Source organism: Collinsella aerofaciens (genome assembly GCF_901212495.1).
GTDB lineage: Bacteria > Actinomycetota > Coriobacteriia > Coriobacteriales > Coriobacteriaceae > Collinsella > Collinsella aerofaciens_H.
In genome coordinates, this window is sequence record NZ_CAAKNY010000061.1 from 1 (window position 1) to 16,989 (window position 16,989).

General features: G+C 60.4%; 15 protein-coding genes, 1 tRNA gene and 1 other RNA gene. 5 read left to right on the plus strand and 12 right to left on the minus strand.

Annotated elements, in window-relative coordinates; genetic code table 11:
- Positions 1-106: 106 nt before the first annotated feature.
- Together ffs and tadA are read right to left on the minus strand one after the other, a co-directional pair.
- An RNA gene (gene ffs, locus SFLMC1_RS07070) (signal recognition particle sRNA small type) lies at positions 107-202 on the minus strand.
- Positions 203-644: 442 nt separating this feature from the next.
- Positions 645-2,420 (minus strand): tRNA adenosine(34) deaminase TadA, encoded by a 1,776-nt coding sequence (tadA, locus tag SFLMC1_RS07075; protein WP_152073193.1) that lies wholly within the window; start codon positions 2,418-2,420, stop codon positions 645-647.
- Positions 2,421-2,471: 51 nt separating this feature from the next.
- Between tadA and SFLMC1_RS07080 the strand changes: the two genes are divergently transcribed.
- Positions 2,472-2,561 (plus strand) — tRNA-Ser (locus SFLMC1_RS07080).
- 3 nt (positions 2,562-2,564) lie between these two features.
- On the opposite strand, the gene SFLMC1_RS07085 is transcribed toward SFLMC1_RS07080, so the two are convergent.
- Entirely contained in the window at positions 2,565-3,140 is a 576-nt protein-coding gene (locus tag SFLMC1_RS07085) for a TetR/AcrR family transcriptional regulator (RefSeq protein WP_152073194.1), read from the minus strand.
- Between the two features lie 212 nt (positions 3,141-3,352).
- Between SFLMC1_RS07085 and SFLMC1_RS07090 the strand changes: the two genes are divergently transcribed.
- Positions 3,353-3,904 carry a LemA family protein gene (locus SFLMC1_RS07090; protein WP_089573514.1) on the plus strand — a complete coding sequence of 184 codons (552 nt, stop codon included), beginning with the start codon at positions 3,353-3,355 and terminating at the stop codon, positions 3,902-3,904.
- Positions 3,905-4,121: 217 nt separating this feature from the next.
- On the opposite strand, the gene SFLMC1_RS07095 is transcribed toward SFLMC1_RS07090, so the two are convergent.
- Together SFLMC1_RS07095 and SFLMC1_RS07100 are read right to left on the minus strand one after the other, a co-directional pair.
- Positions 4,122-5,174 (minus strand): branched-chain amino acid aminotransferase, encoded by a 1,053-nt coding sequence (locus tag SFLMC1_RS07095; RefSeq protein ID WP_152073195.1) that lies wholly within the window; start codon positions 5,172-5,174, stop codon positions 4,122-4,124.
- A gap of 289 nt (positions 5,175-5,463) precedes the next feature.
- On the minus strand, positions 5,464-6,111 hold the full coding sequence (locus SFLMC1_RS07100) for a DedA family protein (protein ID WP_152073196.1): 648 nt from the start codon (positions 6,109-6,111) through the stop codon (positions 5,464-5,466).
- A 224-nt stretch (positions 6,112-6,335) separates the two neighbouring features.
- Between SFLMC1_RS07100 and cysE the strand changes: the two genes are divergently transcribed.
- On the plus strand, positions 6,336-7,040 hold the full coding sequence (gene cysE, locus SFLMC1_RS07105; RefSeq protein WP_118388475.1) for a serine O-acetyltransferase: 705 nt from the start codon (positions 6,336-6,338) through the stop codon (positions 7,038-7,040).
- Between the two features lie 110 nt (positions 7,041-7,150).
- Here cysE and SFLMC1_RS07110 read toward each other — a convergent pair whose 3' ends face one another.
- The 4 genes from SFLMC1_RS07110 to SFLMC1_RS07125 all read right to left on the minus strand — a co-directional run bounded on the left by SFLMC1_RS07110 (position 7,151) and on the right by SFLMC1_RS07125 (position 11,847).
- Positions 7,151-9,154 carry an ABC transporter ATP-binding protein gene (locus tag SFLMC1_RS07110; protein ID WP_152073197.1) on the minus strand — a complete coding sequence of 668 codons (2,004 nt, stop codon included), beginning with the start codon at positions 9,152-9,154 and terminating at the stop codon, positions 7,151-7,153.
- 1 nt (position 9,155) lies between these two features.
- A complete protein-coding gene (locus SFLMC1_RS07115) occupies positions 9,156-10,892 on the minus strand; it encodes an ABC transporter ATP-binding protein (RefSeq protein WP_187323897.1) in 1,737 nt (578 codons plus the stop codon).
- Positions 10,880-11,380 carry a MarR family winged helix-turn-helix transcriptional regulator gene (locus tag SFLMC1_RS07120; protein WP_152073199.1) on the minus strand — a complete coding sequence of 167 codons (501 nt, stop codon included), beginning with the start codon at positions 11,378-11,380 and terminating at the stop codon, positions 10,880-10,882. The genes SFLMC1_RS07115 and SFLMC1_RS07120 overlap by 13 nt, the downstream gene beginning before the upstream one ends.
- Positions 11,381-11,556: 176 nt before the next feature.
- Positions 11,557-11,847: a CDP-alcohol phosphatidyltransferase gene (locus tag SFLMC1_RS07125; RefSeq protein WP_187323898.1), complete on the minus strand. Its 291-nt coding sequence runs from the start codon at positions 11,845-11,847 to the stop codon at positions 11,557-11,559.
- A 291-nt stretch (positions 11,848-12,138) separates the two neighbouring features.
- Here SFLMC1_RS07125 and SFLMC1_RS07130 point away from each other — a divergent pair, with 291 nt between their 5' ends.
- The gene (locus SFLMC1_RS07130; protein ID WP_152073201.1) at positions 12,139-12,666 is read left to right on the plus strand and encodes a nitroreductase family protein; all 528 of its coding nucleotides are present in this window, start codon (positions 12,139-12,141) and stop codon (positions 12,664-12,666) included.
- 222 nt (positions 12,667-12,888) lie between these two features.
- Here the strand turns inward: SFLMC1_RS07130 and SFLMC1_RS07135 are convergent, their stop codons facing one another.
- The 3 genes from SFLMC1_RS07135 to SFLMC1_RS07145 all read right to left on the minus strand — a co-directional run bounded on the left by SFLMC1_RS07135 (position 12,889) and on the right by SFLMC1_RS07145 (position 16,066).
- On the minus strand, positions 12,889-13,308 hold the full coding sequence (locus tag SFLMC1_RS07135; RefSeq protein ID WP_154063921.1) for a hypothetical protein: 420 nt from the start codon (positions 13,306-13,308) through the stop codon (positions 12,889-12,891).
- 240 nt (positions 13,309-13,548) lie between these two features.
- Positions 13,549-14,766, minus strand: a complete 1,218-nt coding sequence (locus SFLMC1_RS07140; protein ID WP_152073203.1) for a helix-turn-helix domain-containing protein — start codon at positions 14,764-14,766, stop codon at positions 13,549-13,551.
- A 265-nt stretch (positions 14,767-15,031) separates the two neighbouring features.
- Positions 15,032-16,066, minus strand: a complete 1,035-nt coding sequence (locus tag SFLMC1_RS07145; protein WP_152073204.1) for a YeiH family protein — start codon at positions 16,064-16,066, stop codon at positions 15,032-15,034.
- A 193-nt stretch (positions 16,067-16,259) separates the two neighbouring features.
- Between SFLMC1_RS07145 and SFLMC1_RS07150 the strand changes: the two genes are divergently transcribed.
- A complete protein-coding gene (locus SFLMC1_RS07150) occupies positions 16,260-16,961 on the plus strand; it encodes a GntR family transcriptional regulator (RefSeq protein ID WP_226798320.1) in 702 nt (233 codons plus the stop codon).
- The last annotated feature ends 28 nt before the right edge of the window (positions 16,962-16,989 follow it).

The following is a 16,989-nucleotide window of genomic DNA, read 5'->3' on the forward strand; positions in this document are numbered from 1 at the left end:
CCTTCTGGTCATGCCTTGCCTTTTGAATGAAAAATTGCCGCTTTGGATGGCGCGCAGCGTCGATCATTGCGCGGTTTGGTAAAACCGCGCAAAAAGAAAGCCCGTGCGCTCGATGGATTCGGATGCCCGACAGAGGCTCCTTATGGCTGCTTCCTTCCGGACCTGACCAGATTCGGAACATGTCGTCATCCGAACCCATCGAACGCGCTAGGCGTTCGATATATATTACCCGCTCCCGCCCTCCACGGCAAGGCAGCTAATTTAGGACGGGGCTTTTTGACTACTTGGGCAATCAGATCGACAAGCAGTCAAATAAGCCCCATCCAAATTAGACTGGTCTGACGCCGTGCCACGAAAAGGGCCTATCTACTACGTTTAGGCCGCAGGGGTCAACCATAGCCGGCTTTTTCGAAAACCGGCAAGCTTTCTACCTGCGGTTTTAATTTCGCAAAATTCGGGATGATCGAGGGTACTCGGTTAAACGTAGTAGATGGCCGCATTTCGTGGCGGACGGTCCGACCCAAGGCACAAGGCGGCCAGCCTCGGATAGCCATTCTCGAAGTTGCGGTGGAATAGTTCCTGTTTTTGCTGTCTGAGCCGCCAAACAGGAACTATTCCACCGCAACTTATCGAGGAGATGGATTTTAGATGCGGCCGAGGTCGTAGGCTTGGGCGGTGGCTTCACCGGCGCAGATGAGGTTGGTTGTGGCTTCCTGGGGATCGAGCGCCAGCTCAAGGCCCATGGGCTTGCGGCAGACCGGCAGCACCAAGTCGATGCCCCGCCCATACACCGCATCCAGGTTGTCAGCGCGACCGCCCACGACGGCAACAACCGGCTTGCCATAGCGCTTGGCACGGCGGGCCACGCCCACCGGCGCCTTGCCGGCAGCGGATTGCTCGTCCATATTGCCCTCGCCCGTTATGACCAGGTCGACATCACGCACGTGCTCGTCAAACCCAATCAGATCAAGCACCGTCTCCACGCCCGAGCGTAGCTCCGCACCAAGCGCTAGCAGCGCGGCGCCCAGACCGCCAGCGGCACCGGCGCCGGGCACGCCGAGCACCGAGCCAAACGTCCGCGCGCCCTCGGGCACGCGCAGTAACTCCTGAGCCCGTGCCTCGGCAATCGCCGTATCGAGCAGGCGGCCGTAACCGACCATCCAGACATCGTACCTGCCCAGCGCTTCGACATCGCCTGTCGGCAGGCCCTTTTGCCCGCCAAACACCGCCAGTGCCCCGCGACGCCCCACGAGCGGATTCTCGACATCGGAAAGCACCACAACACGCGCACCATTCAGTGCCCGAAGCGCTGGCGCCAAATCAACGCTCGCCACCTGCTCAAGGCCCGCAAGACCGGGAGCGATATTGCAGCCACACTCATCGACCAGGCGGGCGCCCAGCGCCTGCAGCATACCGGCGCCACCGTCGTTGGTGGCACTGCCGCCCAGACCAATATAGAGTGTCTTTGCGCCCGTGCGAACCGCGCGAAGCATGAGCTCGCCCACGCCATAGGTTGTGGCCGCCAACGCCGCCGACTCCGTGCAAGGCGAGTACCCGATGCCCGCGGCTTCGGCCATCTCAATGACAGCCGACTCATGCTCGCCGTCCACCAGCATCCGGGCAGCCACGCGCTTGCCCAAGGGACCTGCCACCTCGCAGGTTACAATCTCACCGCCGCACGCGGCAACGGCATCGAGCGTTCCCTCGCCGCCATCCGCCAGCGGCAGCGCGCTTACCTGGGCATCGGGCCACACGCGGCGCACGCCCCCGGCAACTGCCGACTCTGCCTGCGAGCTCGACACGCTGCCTTTAAAGGAGTCGATCGCCAGCAGCACACGGCGGGGCCGCCGCTGCACGGAACCAAAGTCGACCGTCTCGTCGGCAAGATCCCCAACACCCGCGAGCGCCTCGGCATGAGCGGCGTGCGCCTCAAGGTTCAGACCGCAGCCGATGCCGTCGACACCGCGCAAACCGGCAAAATAACCACTCAGCACCGCGCGGCACTCGTCTGCCAGCACGCCGGCGGTCACATTAAACCGATGATTCAGGCGCGAGTCGGCATTCAAATCGTATAGGGATCCCAACGCGCCCGCCTTGGCGTCGCTCGCGCCGTACACGCAGCGCCCCACGCGCGCGTTAACCATAAGCCCCGCGCACATGCAGCAGGGCTCGAGCGTCACATAGACCGCGCAATCGGAAAGGCGCCAGCGGCCAAGCGCCTGGGCAGCGGCGCACACGGCCGCAAACTCGGCATGCGCCGAAGGGTCCTGGTCAAGCTCGCGGCGATTATGCGCCCGCGCGACGATCTCTCCCGCACGCACCACTACGGCACCGATCGGCACCTCGCCCACCACCGCGGCGGCACGCGCCTCCGCCAGCGCCTCGCGCATGAACTTCTCGTCGATTCCGGTGCTCGTCATCGTTCGCCTCCCCTGTTACAAATCCAAAACGATGCTATCATTACGACTCACGGAGAGATGGCAGAGCGGTTGAATGCGGCGGTCTTGAAAACCGTTGAGCGCGAGAGCGTTCCGGGGGTTCGAATCCCCCTCTCTCCGCCACTCTTAGTGATTCACCGGCGTCATAGTCCGCTCGAACAGCGCGTCGACCACGTCGGCGATTTCGGATCGGCGCTCTAATACGTGGCCCGATTCCCACCACATGGTAAAGAGCCGAATAATGCCGCCGGCGACAAACTCAGACGTCGTCTCGAGCGATACGGGCGCGAGTGCGTCCTCGTCAAGCGCACTCATCACGCGCCCGCGTATGGAGCGCGCGATGCGGTCGCAAATCATGCTGGTCAGCATACCCGACATACTGCTCGCCAAAATGTTATCCATGAGCTGCTCATGCGCCAGAATCAGATCCATGGCATCGGCGAACACTTCGTGGCGAAGCGCTCGCACGTCCTCGGCGCCCTCCGCATCGGCCCGCTTTTGCGGCAGGCCCGACATAAGTTCATCGATATAGAAGGCAAAGTAATCGTTTTTGTCGCGGAAGTGCTTGTAGAACGTCGTCCGACGAATCATAGCGCGGTCGCACAGCATGGCAACCGTCACGTCCTCAAACCGATGCTCTTCGAGCAGCTCGGTAAAGGCCTCGAACAGGGCCCGATAGGTTTTCTTGATGCGAAGGTCCATACGCATCGCCCTCCTCAAGGAAAAGACAGCGCTCACTAATCTGTCGCATATCTTACACCTGTATCGACCGCCCCCTGGCGAATGGCCTCACCTTGGTGGAAACATAACGCTTACCGGAAAGTTCGGTATCGCCAAAGGTTGCGGGTATACTAGTAGCGTTACACCAACGGCAGCCGGCGGAAGACGCCGCGGCCATTCGAAACGGAGACACCATGATTCCCGTCATCATCGGTATCGTTGTTGTCGTTGTGATTGTCTGCGCCATCGCCGGCATCTACAACAACATGGTCACCAAGCGCAATCGCATTGATAACGCCTGGCAGAACATCGACACGCAGCTGCAGCGCCGCAACGACCTGATCCCTAACCTGGTCGAGACCGTCAAGGGCTACGCCAAACACGAGCAGGACACGCTTGCCGCCGTTGTCAACGCGCGCAACGCCGCCGTGAGCGCCACCACGCCCGAAGCCAAGATGGAAGCCGACAACGTGCTGACCGGCGCCCTGCGCCAGCTCTTCGCCGTGGCCGAGGCTTACCCCGATCTTAAGGCGAACACCAACTTTACGCAGCTCCAAGCCACGCTCGAAGACACCGAGAACAAGGTGAGCTACGCGCGCCAGAGCTACAACGACTGCGTGCTCAGCTACAACAACGCCATCCAGACCTTCCCGGCCGTCATCTTTGCCGGCATCTTTCAGTTTAAGGAGCGCCAGGGCTTCGAGGCCGCCGAAGCAGCCCGCCAGGCACCGACCGTCAAGTTCTAACAGATCCGCAGCGTATCCTTGATCGGGTATATGCATAAACCGCCCCGTCGAATGCAATCTTCGACGGGGCGGTTTCCTTTGTCGCGAAGGTCCCCCTCAAGGCGCACTCCGCAGGACGAAAGAACCTCCGCCGCACGAAGTGCGCAGCGGAGGTTCTTTCATGTCCGAGGACGCGCCGGAAAGGCAGGTTGCCCTCGGGCCGGACATGCAAGGCAGCTTACGCGACGGTGTAAACCCAGTCGTGCTTATCCTCGATAGCACCAGACTGGATACCAGTCAGGGTCTCGCGGAGCTTCTTCATCACAGGGCCGATCTCGGTGTAGCCAGCCGGGAAGGTCACGGTCTCATCGGCGCCGTAAACCTTGTTGTCAATCTCGCCCACCGGGGAGATGACGGCAGCGGTGCCGCACAGGCCGCACTCGACAAAGGTACCGGCCTTGACCTCAGCCCACTCGACGGGACGCTGGTCAACGGTCATGCCCAGGTCCTGAGCAACCTGAACGAGCGAACGACGGGTGATGGAGGGCAGGATGGAGTCGGTGTGCGACTGGGGAACGACGAGGGTGCCGTCCTCCTTCACGAACAGGACGTTGGCGCCACCGGTCTCCTCGACATAGGTGCGGGACTCGGAGTCGAGATACAGGTTCTCGGCATAGCCCTCGCGGTGAGCCTCCATCGTGGGCTTCAGGGACATGGCGTAGTTGAGGCCAGCCTTGATGTTGCCAGTGCCGTGCGGTGCGGCGCGGTCGTACTCGGAAACGCGCAGCTTGACAGGCTTGAGGCCACCCTTAAAGTACGGACCGACCGGGGTCACGAGAATGCGGAACGTGTACTCAGGAGCGGGAGCCACGCCAATCACGTCACCGGAGCCGATCATAAACGGACGCACATACAGGGTTGCGCCAGAACCGAAGGGTGGAACCCATGCGGCGTTGGCAGAGACGACCTGCTTGACGGCCTCGACAAACTTGTCCTTGGGAAACGGGGGCATCTCCAGACGCTGGGCGGAGTTGTACATGCGCTCGGCGTTCATATCGGGACGGAAGCAGACGATGCTGCCATCCTCGGCGGTGTAGGCTTTCAGGCCCTCAAAGACCTCCTGGCAGTAGTGGAAGATGCCGCCGCACTCGGAAACGTGCATGGTGTGGTCGGCGGTCAGGCCGCCCTCGTCCCACTCGCCGTCCTTCCAATGGGCCTCGTAGCTGTAATCGGTCTTCATGTAGCTAAAGCCGAGGCTACCCCAATCGATATCCTTCTTCTCGACAGTCATATGTCGCTCCTTACATACACGGTTGCATACTCGCGAACCCGCACGCAAGGACCGAAGCCGGCCGCGTCGCAACGTCGCATACCCGGAGCGTAGGGCCGGGCAGGACACACGGGCAGCATCAAAGCCGATGGCGCGTCGATTCGCATGCAGGTGATTGTACTCCCCGCACGCCTTAGATAAAACGATTTTCTTTAACTAAGTAAAGTATTTTCATTTGCCTTCTACACAAAAGGCCCGCCATCGAATCCGATGACGGGCCTTGGAATTAACGTCCGAAAACGAGCTCGGACTAGGCGTTCTTTTTACCGAGCTTAGCCTTAACCAGACCGACCGCGGTCGGGATGATCGACACGGCGACAATGCCCACGATCAGCAGCTCAAAGTGCTCCTGCACAAACGGAATGCCACCAAAGAAGTAACCAAGCAGCGTAAAGACCGTCGACCAGGTAATGCCACCCAGCACGTTAAAGATGACAAAGTTGCGCCAGTGCATACCGCCCATGCCGGCGATAAAAGGCACAAAGGTGCGGATGAACGGGAAGAAGCGACCGAGGAAGATGGCCAGATGGCCCCACTTATCCAGGAAATCCTCGGACTTTTTGATGCGCTCGGGCGTCATGGCCTTTACCTTGCCCGAGGCGATGATCTTGCGGCCAAAGAAGTGGCCGATCATAAAGTTGCACTGATCGCCCAGGATAGCTGCGGCCCATGCGGTGGCCAGAAGCGCCACGATGTTAAAGCCGCCGTTATGGGCAAAGAAGCCCGAGGCAAACAGCAATGAGTCGCCGGGAAGGAACGGGAAGAACACCACGCCCGTCTCGATAAAGATGATCAGGAACACGCAGCCGTAGGCCATGAGCGGGCCGGCGGCGATCCAGCTGGCGATCGCAGTGCGCGGGTCCTTAAGCAGCTCGGCGATAAAATTGATGAAACCCATGAAGTAAAACCTCTCAGTTGTGGGCGCGGACACGTCCAAGTTGACCAGTATACGGTTGCGGCGCGAGCACGGGCCAAACCCCTCAAAAGTCTTACTTCATTACCAGCAAGTTTGCATAACTGACATCTGTCGCCTAAAGCAAAGCAAGATTGCCCTTCCTAATCCCTAGCGAATCGCTATACTTTATTGAATCGCATTGTCACGGCGCTAAGGGAGGGCGGCCGGTGAGCTTTATCAACACCATTCGCGAGGACATCAAGACCGTCCAGGCGCAGGACCCTGCCGCGCAAAATGGTCTAGTCATCTTCCTGTCCTACCCCGGCCTGCACGCCAAGTGGAATCATGTGCCCGAGCACTGGCTGTGGGAACACGGCCATCGATCGCTTGCCCGTGTGCTCTCGCAGTTAACCCGCCATATCACCGGCGTCGAGATTCATCCCGCCGCGCAGATCGGCAAGCACTTCTTTATCGACCACGCCATGGGCGTCGTTATTGGCGAGACTACCATCGTTGGCGACAACTGTGTGCTCTACCAGGGCGTCACGCTCGGCGGCACCGGCAACGAGACCGGCAAACGCCACCCCACCCTGGGCAACAATGTCACCGTGGGAACGGGCGCCAAGGTGCTTGGCAACATCCACATCGGCAACAACGTCAAGATCGGCGGCAACTCGGTCGTTGTCAAGGACGTGCCCGACAACTGCACCGTCGTGGGCGTGCCCGGGCGCATCATCAAGCGCAACGGCTGCCGCGTGTTCGAGGAGAGCTTCGACGCCAAGCAGCATCGCGAGTACATGCCCGACGATGCCGCCGAGCAGAGCGCCCTCAACCGTCAGGGCATCACCGAAAACGCCCGTCGCGTCAAGGAACTCGAGCAAGAGGTGGCCGAGCTCAAGGCCCTCGTCGCCAAGTTCGTGGACGAGCGCTAGGGCCGCGGGCAACCGCCACATCATGAACGCCAACACAAAAGGCGCGCCGGGGAATCCGCCCCGGCGCGCCTTGTTTCCAATGTGACATGCGGGACTGACCCTTTATCACCTTATGCGAATTGGCTTAGGTAGAGGTCGGCATAAGCGCCCTCGGCAGCCAGCAACTCCTTGTGCGTACCCTGCTCGATGATATTGCCGTGATCCATGACCAGGATGAGGTCGGCATCGACGATCGTCGATAGACGGTGCGCGATCACAAAGCTCGTGCGCCCGCGCATGAGCGCGTCCATGGCGCGGCCGATGGCGAGCTCGGTGCGCGTGTCCACGCTCGATGTCGCCTCGTCCAGGATGAGGATCGCCGGGTTGTTGAGCAGCACGCGCGCGATGGTCAGCAGCTGACGTTGGCCCTGGCTGATGCTCTCGGCATCGTTAGCCACACGCGTGTCGTAGCCCTGCGGCATAGTGCGCACAAAGAAGTCGACCTGTGCGGCACGTGCGGCCGCGACAATCTCCTCGCGCGTCGTATCGGGACAGCCGTAGGCGATGTTCTCGGCAATGGTGCCATCAAATAGCCAGGCGTCCTGCAACACCATGCCAAACTGTTGGCGCAGCTCGCCGCGGTCCATGAGGCTCGTGTCCACGCCGTCGAGGGTAATGCGGCCGCCGTCGATCTCGTAAAAGCGCATGAGCAGATTGATGAGCGTGGTCTTACCCGCACCCGTGGTTCCCACCACGGCGATCTTCTGACCCGGCTCGGCGGTAAACGACACGTCTCGCATAAGCGGCTTGTCGGGCGAATAGCCAAAGCGCACATGCTCAAAAGCGACACGGCCCTCCACCTTGCCCGGCAGCTTGGCGGCGGCCACCGGCAACGGATCGGCCTCCATCTCGGGCTCGTCGAGCAGGTCGAACACACGCTCTGCGCTCGCCAGCGCGCTCTGCAGCGAGTTAAAGGTAAACGACAGCTGCGTCATGGGCTCGGACGCCTCGTAGATAAACTGGAAGAACGCCTGGAACACGCCGACGGTCATATGCCCGGCAACCAGCATGCTGCAGCCCACCAGCGCGATCACGATCTGCGCCAAACGGCCGATAAAGCGCACCGCGGGGCCGACGGCGTTAATCATAAAGTCGGCCTTGGTGCTCACGCGCGCCAGCTCCTTCGAAGCCTCGTGCACCTCGGCAGAGCTCTGGCGCTCACGGTTAAACGCACGGATCACCAGACGGCCCGAGTAGCCCTCCTCGACCGCGCTCGTAATCTTGGACACCCACTCCTGGCGCTCGCCCGTCACATCATGCGTGCGGCGCGACACGACCTTCGTCACCAGCAGCGAAAGCGCCGTAAAGAACAAAAAGACGAGCGTGAGCGGCACGCTAAACACGAACATCACGCTCACGGCGCCCACCACGGTACCGATCGACACCAGAAGCTGCAGCAGGCCGCGCTGCATGCTCTCGGACATCTTGTCCAAGTCGTTGGTCGCACGGCTGACGACCTCGCCGGGACGATGCGCGTCAAAGTAGGCAAGCGGCAGACGGTTGAGCTTTTGTGCGATGCGGTTGCGCAGGCGCAGGTTGAGGCGCTCGGCAACGCTCGACATCAAAAAGCTCTGGAGTGCGTAGAACGAGGCGGCAGCGGTCCAGATCATAAAGTAGATAAAGATGGTCCTGCCGCAGTTCTCCCAGGTAATGCTGAAGGTGGTGTTGTTGGCAAACGCCAGCTTCATGTGCCCCCACAGCTCATCGATCACGCGGGCGCTGTAAGCCGGCGCCGCGGTGTTAAAGATGGCATAGAACACGATACTCGCGAACACGATATAGAAGCGCCAATGGTCGCCGGCGGCCTCGCTCCACAGGCGGCGCACCGTCGCCCAAGTGTCGCGGGGCGTCTCGTCCTCGTCCTCGTCGTCAACGTCGCGCATGCGCTCCGCCTCGGCGCGGGCGCGCTCGTCCTCGGCGCGCTCGTTTTCCTCGTAGAGTGCCTGGCGGCGAGCCTCGCGCTCCGCCGCTGCCTTGGCGTCTTCCTCCAGGTCGGACGTGGCGTCCGCCTCCTCGACTGTCTCTGCAGCCGCGGCGTCATCGGCGATGCTCCGCTTCTTGAGCTCCTCGGTCATGCTACTCACCTCCCTTCATCTGCGATTCCGCGATAGCGCGGTACACCTCGCAGGTTTCCATGAGCTCGTCGTGCGTGCCCAAGCCCACGACCTCGCCGTCTTTGAGCACCACGATCTGATCGGCATGCAAAATAGTCGAGATGCGCTGGGCGATGATGAGCACCGCGGCATCGCGCGTCTCGTCCTGCAGCGCATGACGCAGTGCCGCATCGGTCTTAAAGTCCAGAGCCGAAAAACTGTCGTCGAAGATATACAGGTCGGCATGCTTCATGAGTGCGCGGGCAATCGCTAGGCGCTGGCGCTGACCACCCGAGAAGTTCGTGCCGCCCTGGGCCACCGGCGTATCGAGCCCCTGGGGCTGGTCGAGCACAAAGGTGCTCTGGGCAACCTCCAGCGCATGGAGCATGTCAGCCTCGGTCGTGCCCTCGTTACCAAAGCGCAGGTTGCTCGCCACCGTACCCGAGAACAGCCATGCCTTCTGCGGCACATAGGCGATACGCCCGCGGATATCGTCTTGCGAAAGGTCGCGCAGATCGACGCCGTTCAGGCGAATGGCGCCCTTCGTGGCATCGTGGAAGCGAAGCAAGAGCTTGGCCACCGTTGACTTGCCCGAGCCCGTCGAGCCCACGATCGCGGTCGTCTGTCCGCGGCGGCAGGCAAAACTCAGGTCGCACAGGGTGTCCTCGTCAGCATCGTCAAAACGGAACGACATGTGGTCGAACACGGCCACCGTGTCGGCTCCGTCTGCGGACTCAGGTGTCCCGTCGCCCAGCGTAGCCTTACCGTCCACGATGCTCGGCTCGATTTCGAGCACCTGCTGTGCACGGCTGAGGCACGCCGCGGCGCGCGGAAGCGTCAGCACCACCATCTGCGCCATCATCACAAAGAACAGGATCAGGATCGCGTACTCCAGCACGGCCGAGATGCTGCCGATTTGCATGGCATGGACGCCCACGCGGTTGCCGCCCACCCACAGCACCGCCACCTCGGCGATATTCATCAAAAAGAAGCTGGAGCTGTCGAGACCCACAAACAGGTGGTTGACCTTGATGGCATTGGCTGCATAATCGCTAAACACCTCGTCCAGGCGCTGCTCCTCGTGGCGCTCCTTGTTAAATGCGCGGATGACGCGCACGCCCACGATGTTCTCGCGCAGCACCACGTTCATGCGGTCGATAAAGCTCTGCAGGCGCATAAAGATCGGCGCGGCGTTGGCAACGGTAAAGACCGCCGCCACCAGCACGATCGCAACGACCACGCCCAGCAGCGTGCCCATGGCAGGATCGATAAACCAGGCAAAGATGATGCCCGCCACGGCCAAGAACGGTACCGGTAACACCAGCTGAATCGTCTGCAGGATCGCTTGCTGGATCACGTTGATGTCGTTGAGCGAGCGCGTGATCATCGAACCCGTACCAAAGCGCTCAAAGTCGCTGGCGGATAGCTCGAGCGACTTATCGTAGACGGCGTTGCGAATGTCGCAGGCCACATTGGCCGCCAGACGGGCCGAAAGATAGCAGCCCAGCACTGCGCCGCCACTGGCCATGCCGGTCGCGATGAGCATATACACGCCGTTGCGCAAGATGTAGTCGATATCACCCGTCGTGATACCAGTATTGACCATATTCGCCAACATTGTAGGCACCAGCAGCGTGCCGACGTTATCTATCAGCAGTACAAACAGCGTCACCGCAATCAGCCCGCGATACGGCCTCATAAACCTCATTAAGAGTCGCATGTCTCCCCTTCGCCCTTGTCATCAGCCTCGTTCTCGGCGGCCACTTGCCGTTTAAATGCCTCGCACTCTTCGTTAAGAACATGGGAGAACTTACCGACCAAGCGCATGATCTCGCGCTGTTCCCACGGCTCGAGCGCCTCGAATGCCTGTTGCTCGGCTTTTTGCGCCGGCAACGCGTAGCGCTTGGCAAACTGCGTACCTTCTTCGGTCAGTCGCACAACCTTGTTCTTACGACTGCCCTCGGCAAACTCCAACGTCGCAAGCCCTCGCGCCCTAAGCGTCTTGATCGCCGAATTGATGGTCTGTTTGCTGTAGAACCATTCACTCGTCAGCCTACTCACGGCAACGCTTCCGCCCGCTGCACTCGTGTCGACGAGCATCCAGTAGGCGCAGTCCGAAAGACCGCAGGTACGCGCGAACTCCGAATAGATACGGTCAAGTCCGTTGAGCATCCGGTCAAAATCGACCAACGTAACCGCGCAATCCATCTCTCCCACCATTCAATAGTCCGAGTTTTGACTAATTGTAGTTTCAGGTTAGTCCGAGTTTTGACTATCGTCAAGGGCGGCCGTGCAAGACGTGCGACCTATATAACATATCGACAAAAAAGACCGCCGGCGCGGGGCAGCGCCGGCGGTTGCGAGAGAATATCGATTGTTGGCTGTTAAGCAGCGACGGCCTCGTAGACCGTGGCGCCCGAGAAGCTGTCGTGCAGGCTCTTGCCGCAGATCCAAGGCAGCTCGACGACCTCGCAGACCGTGTTGACCAGCTCGGAGCAGTCGGTAAAGTGCCCCTTATCGTTGAGGGTCTCGCAATCCTGAACACGCCAATAGCCATCGGTGTGCGTAATGTAGTACTCGTGATCGTTGATCGACACGAAAGCGCGCGTCTTTGACCGCAACAGCTTCAGAAATCCTTCGAAGTCGGTCTCGACGACATCTCCAGCCTGGAACATGATGTTACCTCCTGGCCCGGCGCCACCATGGCGCGTTGATAAACGTTGGTACTCCTTTAGTAAAACCTTTATCAGAGCTTATGCGCGCATCATTTAGGCAAGTGGTAAAAAAGCGCAGGGTAGACGGGATAAAACGTTTAATCATCCCACCGGTCTGTCACATGCCGGCTGAAGTTTTATGCAAACCAACTTTTCCACTTGGTAGCTTGCATTGTTTGGGGCCGACGGCGCGATTACGGTTTTGGTTCGGCGGGTAAGAACGAGGCATCGAAACCAACGTCAGGAGGACACATGGAGACCATCGAGGCACTCATCCACCGCCGCAGCTGCCGCAAATACAGCGATCGCCCTGTCGAGGCCGAGAAGCTCGCACGCATTATCGAAGCCGGCCAGTATGCGCCGAGCGGCATGGGACGCCAGCCGGTCACATTCGTCGCCGTCACCGACCCCGCAACCGTCGAGCGCCTCTCGCAGCTCAACGCCCAAGTTATGGGTAGCGAGGGAGATCCCTTCTACGGCGCCAAGACCGTTGTGGTGGTGCTCGTCGACCGCAGCGTGCCCACACACCTGGAAGACGGCTCGCTCGCCATGGGCAACCTGCTCAACGCAGCCTATGCGCTGGGCGTCGATTCGTGTTGGATCCACCGCGCACACGAGGTCTTTGACTCACCCGAGGGATTGGAACTGCTGGCCAAGTGGGGTCTGCCCGCCGACGGAAGCCTGCGCGGTGTGGGCAACTGCATTCTGGGCTATGCCGAAGACGTGCTTCCCCAGGCCAAACCCCGCCGCGACAACGTAGTGTATGTTCCGCCGTTCTAACGAACGGCGGACCCGTTGACGCTGCGCGGGCCGCATTTGCGCCAATCTGACGTTCAATTTCGAGGGCGCGACCAAAAGGTCAGCGCCCTCTCATTTCACGTCACCTTGGCGCAAATGCGGCCCGCTCGCTGTTGGCGACTGACATCGAATAAGCTGCTGTTAGCATTCGACACTTGGACAGCCAATTTGGGACGGGGCCATTTTAGCTACCCCGCTCGCAACTTATCTTGATGTTTGAGTTGTCGTCGCTTCGTTTGTGTGAGTCGCTTCGGTATCGTCGCCCTGCTCGTCTTCATCTTTTTGAGCGTCGGCGATGGTGGAGGCCGCCGCAACGATACCACGCTGAGGCGCCACGCCCGTCTGGGCCTGAGCGCCCTCGACAAGCTCCGTGCCGGCATGCGCGAGCTCAGCAGACCCGAACATCGCACTCAGGTCGGCACCGCCGCCGGCGTAACCAAGCGCCGCGAGCGCGATGAAAACCACCGCAACAACGACCGCGATCGGAACATAGCGATGCCAGCCTGCGGGATTGAGGCCGCTACGGCGAGCAGCGCCACGGCTAATGAAGCCGAGCGTTCCATCGTGCTTGAGCTTTGACCCCACCACACGCTTACGGACCCACAGCGACGATTCGGCCTGCATGGCCAAGCGAGCGCTTGCCGAAGGATAGCCATATCTAGTGCGTTTGAACGAGCCGTCGAAGCCTGAGGCGCTTTTGCCCCACGTCCGCGAAGTCGTGCGACGGTTGACCGGCGCCGTGGGCTTTCGAGCCCGATTTGGTTTTGAAGTCTCCGTCATACGCCCCCGCACGCCGTAACGCAATCGAAACATTACCGCTTTGGACTGTAGCACACGCGCTGCACGCGGTCACGAGCGCCTCGCTCAGCGGTCGTCGTCCTTCAGCAAGCGCCACAGGGTCGTGCGGCTCATTCCCAGCACCTCGGCAGCGCGGGTCCGGTTGCCCTGAAGGTAGCCTACGACCAGCCGCGCGATATCGCGTTCGGTATCGGTCAGTGGACGCAGGATATACAGGTCGCTGTCGAGCGTCGGAGTGCCAAAGGTTGCGGTTTTGATGACGTCCTCCTGGGCGAGCACCTCCTCCGCCACCGCGCGCTCCGCCACACCCGGCCCTACTAATATATAGAGTCGTTCCGAGACCTCGCGAAGCTGCAGATAGTTGCGTGGCCAGCGATAGCCGTTGAGCGTCGAGGCAGCCTCCTCGGACATACTCGGAGCGGCAGTTCCAAAGACATCTGACAGATACGACAGATACTGCGCAACCTTTTTCGATGCGCCACCCTGCTCGGCAATCGCAGGCGCCACACTCACTGCGCACGCCAAGCGCTCGGTTACAAAAGCGGCCTGATCGCTTTCACCACCGCCCGGCATATCGTTTGCCGTCAGAACCACATGGCAACGCGCGGCCAGCGCCGTGTCGGTCATCGTAGAGACAAGCTCGCGCAGACGCTGCGGCGAAAGTGCATGCCAGCCGCCAATACAAAGGGTCAGCCTTGCCTGGAACAGCGGCGATTCTGAGCTTTTGAGCAGATGGCGCCAGCCGCGATCCGAGAGCTCGTCAAGCGCCACAGACACAAAGGGTTCGTCAGCATAAGGCCCATCCAGATAGAGGCGTTTTGCAATCTCTGCCTGGCCAGCACCCAGCTCGCCCTCCAACATGAGGGGCACGCCGTGGGCATAGCTTTCGCAGACGGGGGCAGCGACCGCAGCGGCACCCTCGACAATGCCGTACGCGCTTGCCTCGTAGCGCGCCTCGACCTCATCTGCGTTAAGCCACTCAATGCCCGCGTTTGCCGCCACACCGCGCACCTCGCGGACCACGACCACCCAAAGCGCGCCGTATTCCTTGGCGACCGGACGCACCGTGAGGCTCAAGCGCCCTCCCGCATGCCCCATCACCAGACGCGTGCCGTTGCCCACGCGCCCCAGGCGCTCGGCGACAAATGCCGCGACATCTTGCTCGAGCGCGACATCATCCATGGTCGAAATCGCCACGTGTCCATGTCCATCGATTGCCAACGCCGAGGCCCCGGCAGCGGCCAAGGCCTCGATCAAGATTTGTAGCTTGGCGTCACTGTTCATATTGCGCCCCGTCCTCGGCGCCACGCCGCCACCGACGGCCGCGCGGGCGAGTGTTTCAAAATTGAACGATATTGCTCACCAAACACTATAGGGCAGAAGCCGCTGTCCTGCGAGTATATGAGTTGCCCCGCATCGCCATCCTGGCGGGGCGATAAGAGCTCTTCGGGACCTATAAACCTGCGGACAAGCCATACCCGCAAGAGCTCCTATCGCTCCACCGCAGGCATGCGCTCGCCAGCACGCAGCACGCAAATAAGCTACTTCTCTACCAGATTCCCAGCACGTGCTGCGTTCCCAAACTCATGCACGCAATGCCAATCCAGCAGCAAAAGCCCAATGCAATGGGCTTACCGCCCTTTTTGACCAGCTCGACGATATCGGTATTAAAGCCAATAGCCGCCATAGCCATCACAATAAAGAACTTCGACAGCTCCTTGATAGGTGCCGTAATGGACACGGGAAGCTGAAGCACCGTGGTGATTACGCTCGCCAGCACAAAGAACAGCACGAACATGGGAAACGCGCGTTTAAGCGAGAACGTGCTTTTGGCGTCGCCGCCGGCCTTGCGCGCCAGATGCATCTGCCAACATGCGAGAACCAACGTGATGGGAATAATGGCAAGCGTCCTGGTGAGCTTGACCACTGTGGCGCTTTCGAGCACATTGGCGCCGGGATGCATACTGTCCCAAGCACTCGCCGCAGCCGTTACCGACGAAGTGTCGTTGATGGCGGTGCCGGCAAACAGGCCAAAGCCCTCGTTGGTCAGCCCGAGCATGCCGCCGAGCGTCGGAAACACGAGCGCCGCGATAACGTTAAACAGGAAGATGACCGAAATAGCCTGGGCAATCTCGCGATCGTCGGCATCGATGACGGGTGCGGTCGCGGCGATGGCAGAACCGCCGCAAATCGACGAACCCACACCCACAAGCGTCGCGATCTTGCCCGGCACGTTCATAACGCGGCAGAGCACAAAGGCGATGACAAGCGAGGTCGAGATCGTCGCCACGATAATCGGCAGCGACTGGGCGCCTTTGGACAGAATCTGCGAGAGGTTCATGCCAAAGCCAAGCAGGATTACCGCGTACTGCAAGACTTTTTTAGACGTATAGGTGACACCGGCGGCGAGCTGTTCGCGACGGTTCTTGGGAAAGACGAGCGCCAGGACCATGCCAAAGAGGATGGCAAATACCGGCCCGCCGACCACCTCAATCTGTTTGCCGAGTAACGTCGCGGGGATGGCGATGATCAGGCAGAACAAGACACCCTTCCAGCGCTCGCGTACGATATTCGCCAGTTGCATATGGGATTCCTTCTTTCTATTTCACGTTTGCGACGGCTTATGATACGGCAACATTGAGCACAGCCCCGCGCAAACACAGACTAAGATGCCGCAATAGTTCTTGGGCAACGGCCGAATTACCCACCGCGGAGAGCCGATTCGCGGCATAATTAACAGCTGACATATCAGTGTGATAGAACGGTTGCGAGGCACTATGGAAGAATCGATGCACGTCGGCGAGCAGGAAACGAGCCTTCAGGACCAGTCCTACCACACCATTCGACGCAAAATCGTCTACCTGGACTACAAGCCGGGCGAAAAGCTGGGCGTAAAGCAGCTTTGCGACGACCTTGATATGGGGCGAACCCCTGTGCGCGAGGCGCTGGTGCGTCTGGCGCAAGAGGGCCTGGTGCGTACCGTGCCCCAAAGCGGCACCTATGTCTCGCCCATCAACCTCACTCTTGCCGAGAGCGCCTGCTACATTCGCGAGCACCTGGAAAAGCAGGTGATTGTGGAGTGCTGCGCCCGTGCCACCTCGGCAGGCATCGAGCAGCTCGACCGAGCCATCGCGCTGCAGGAAAAGACCATGGCCGAGGAGGATCGCATCGGCTTCTTTTTAAGCGACAACCTCATGCACCGCATGATCTTTAGCATCGCGTGTCGCAGTACCGTGTGGTCCTGGCTCGAGGCGACCAATGCCGACCTGGAGCGCTTCCGCTGGCTGCGCGCCGCCACGCAGACGCTCGACAATCAGGAGACTGTTAACGAGCACAAGCAAATCCGCCGCGCTATCGCCGGTCGCGACCCCATCGAAGCGAGTTTTTTGGTCAGCAAGCACCTGCACATGATGTTCCGTAACCAAACTGAGGTTCTGGACCAGTTCCCCGAGTACTTCGAGACCAGCAAGCTCCGCTAACCTGCCAAATAGGGACAGGTTTATTTTG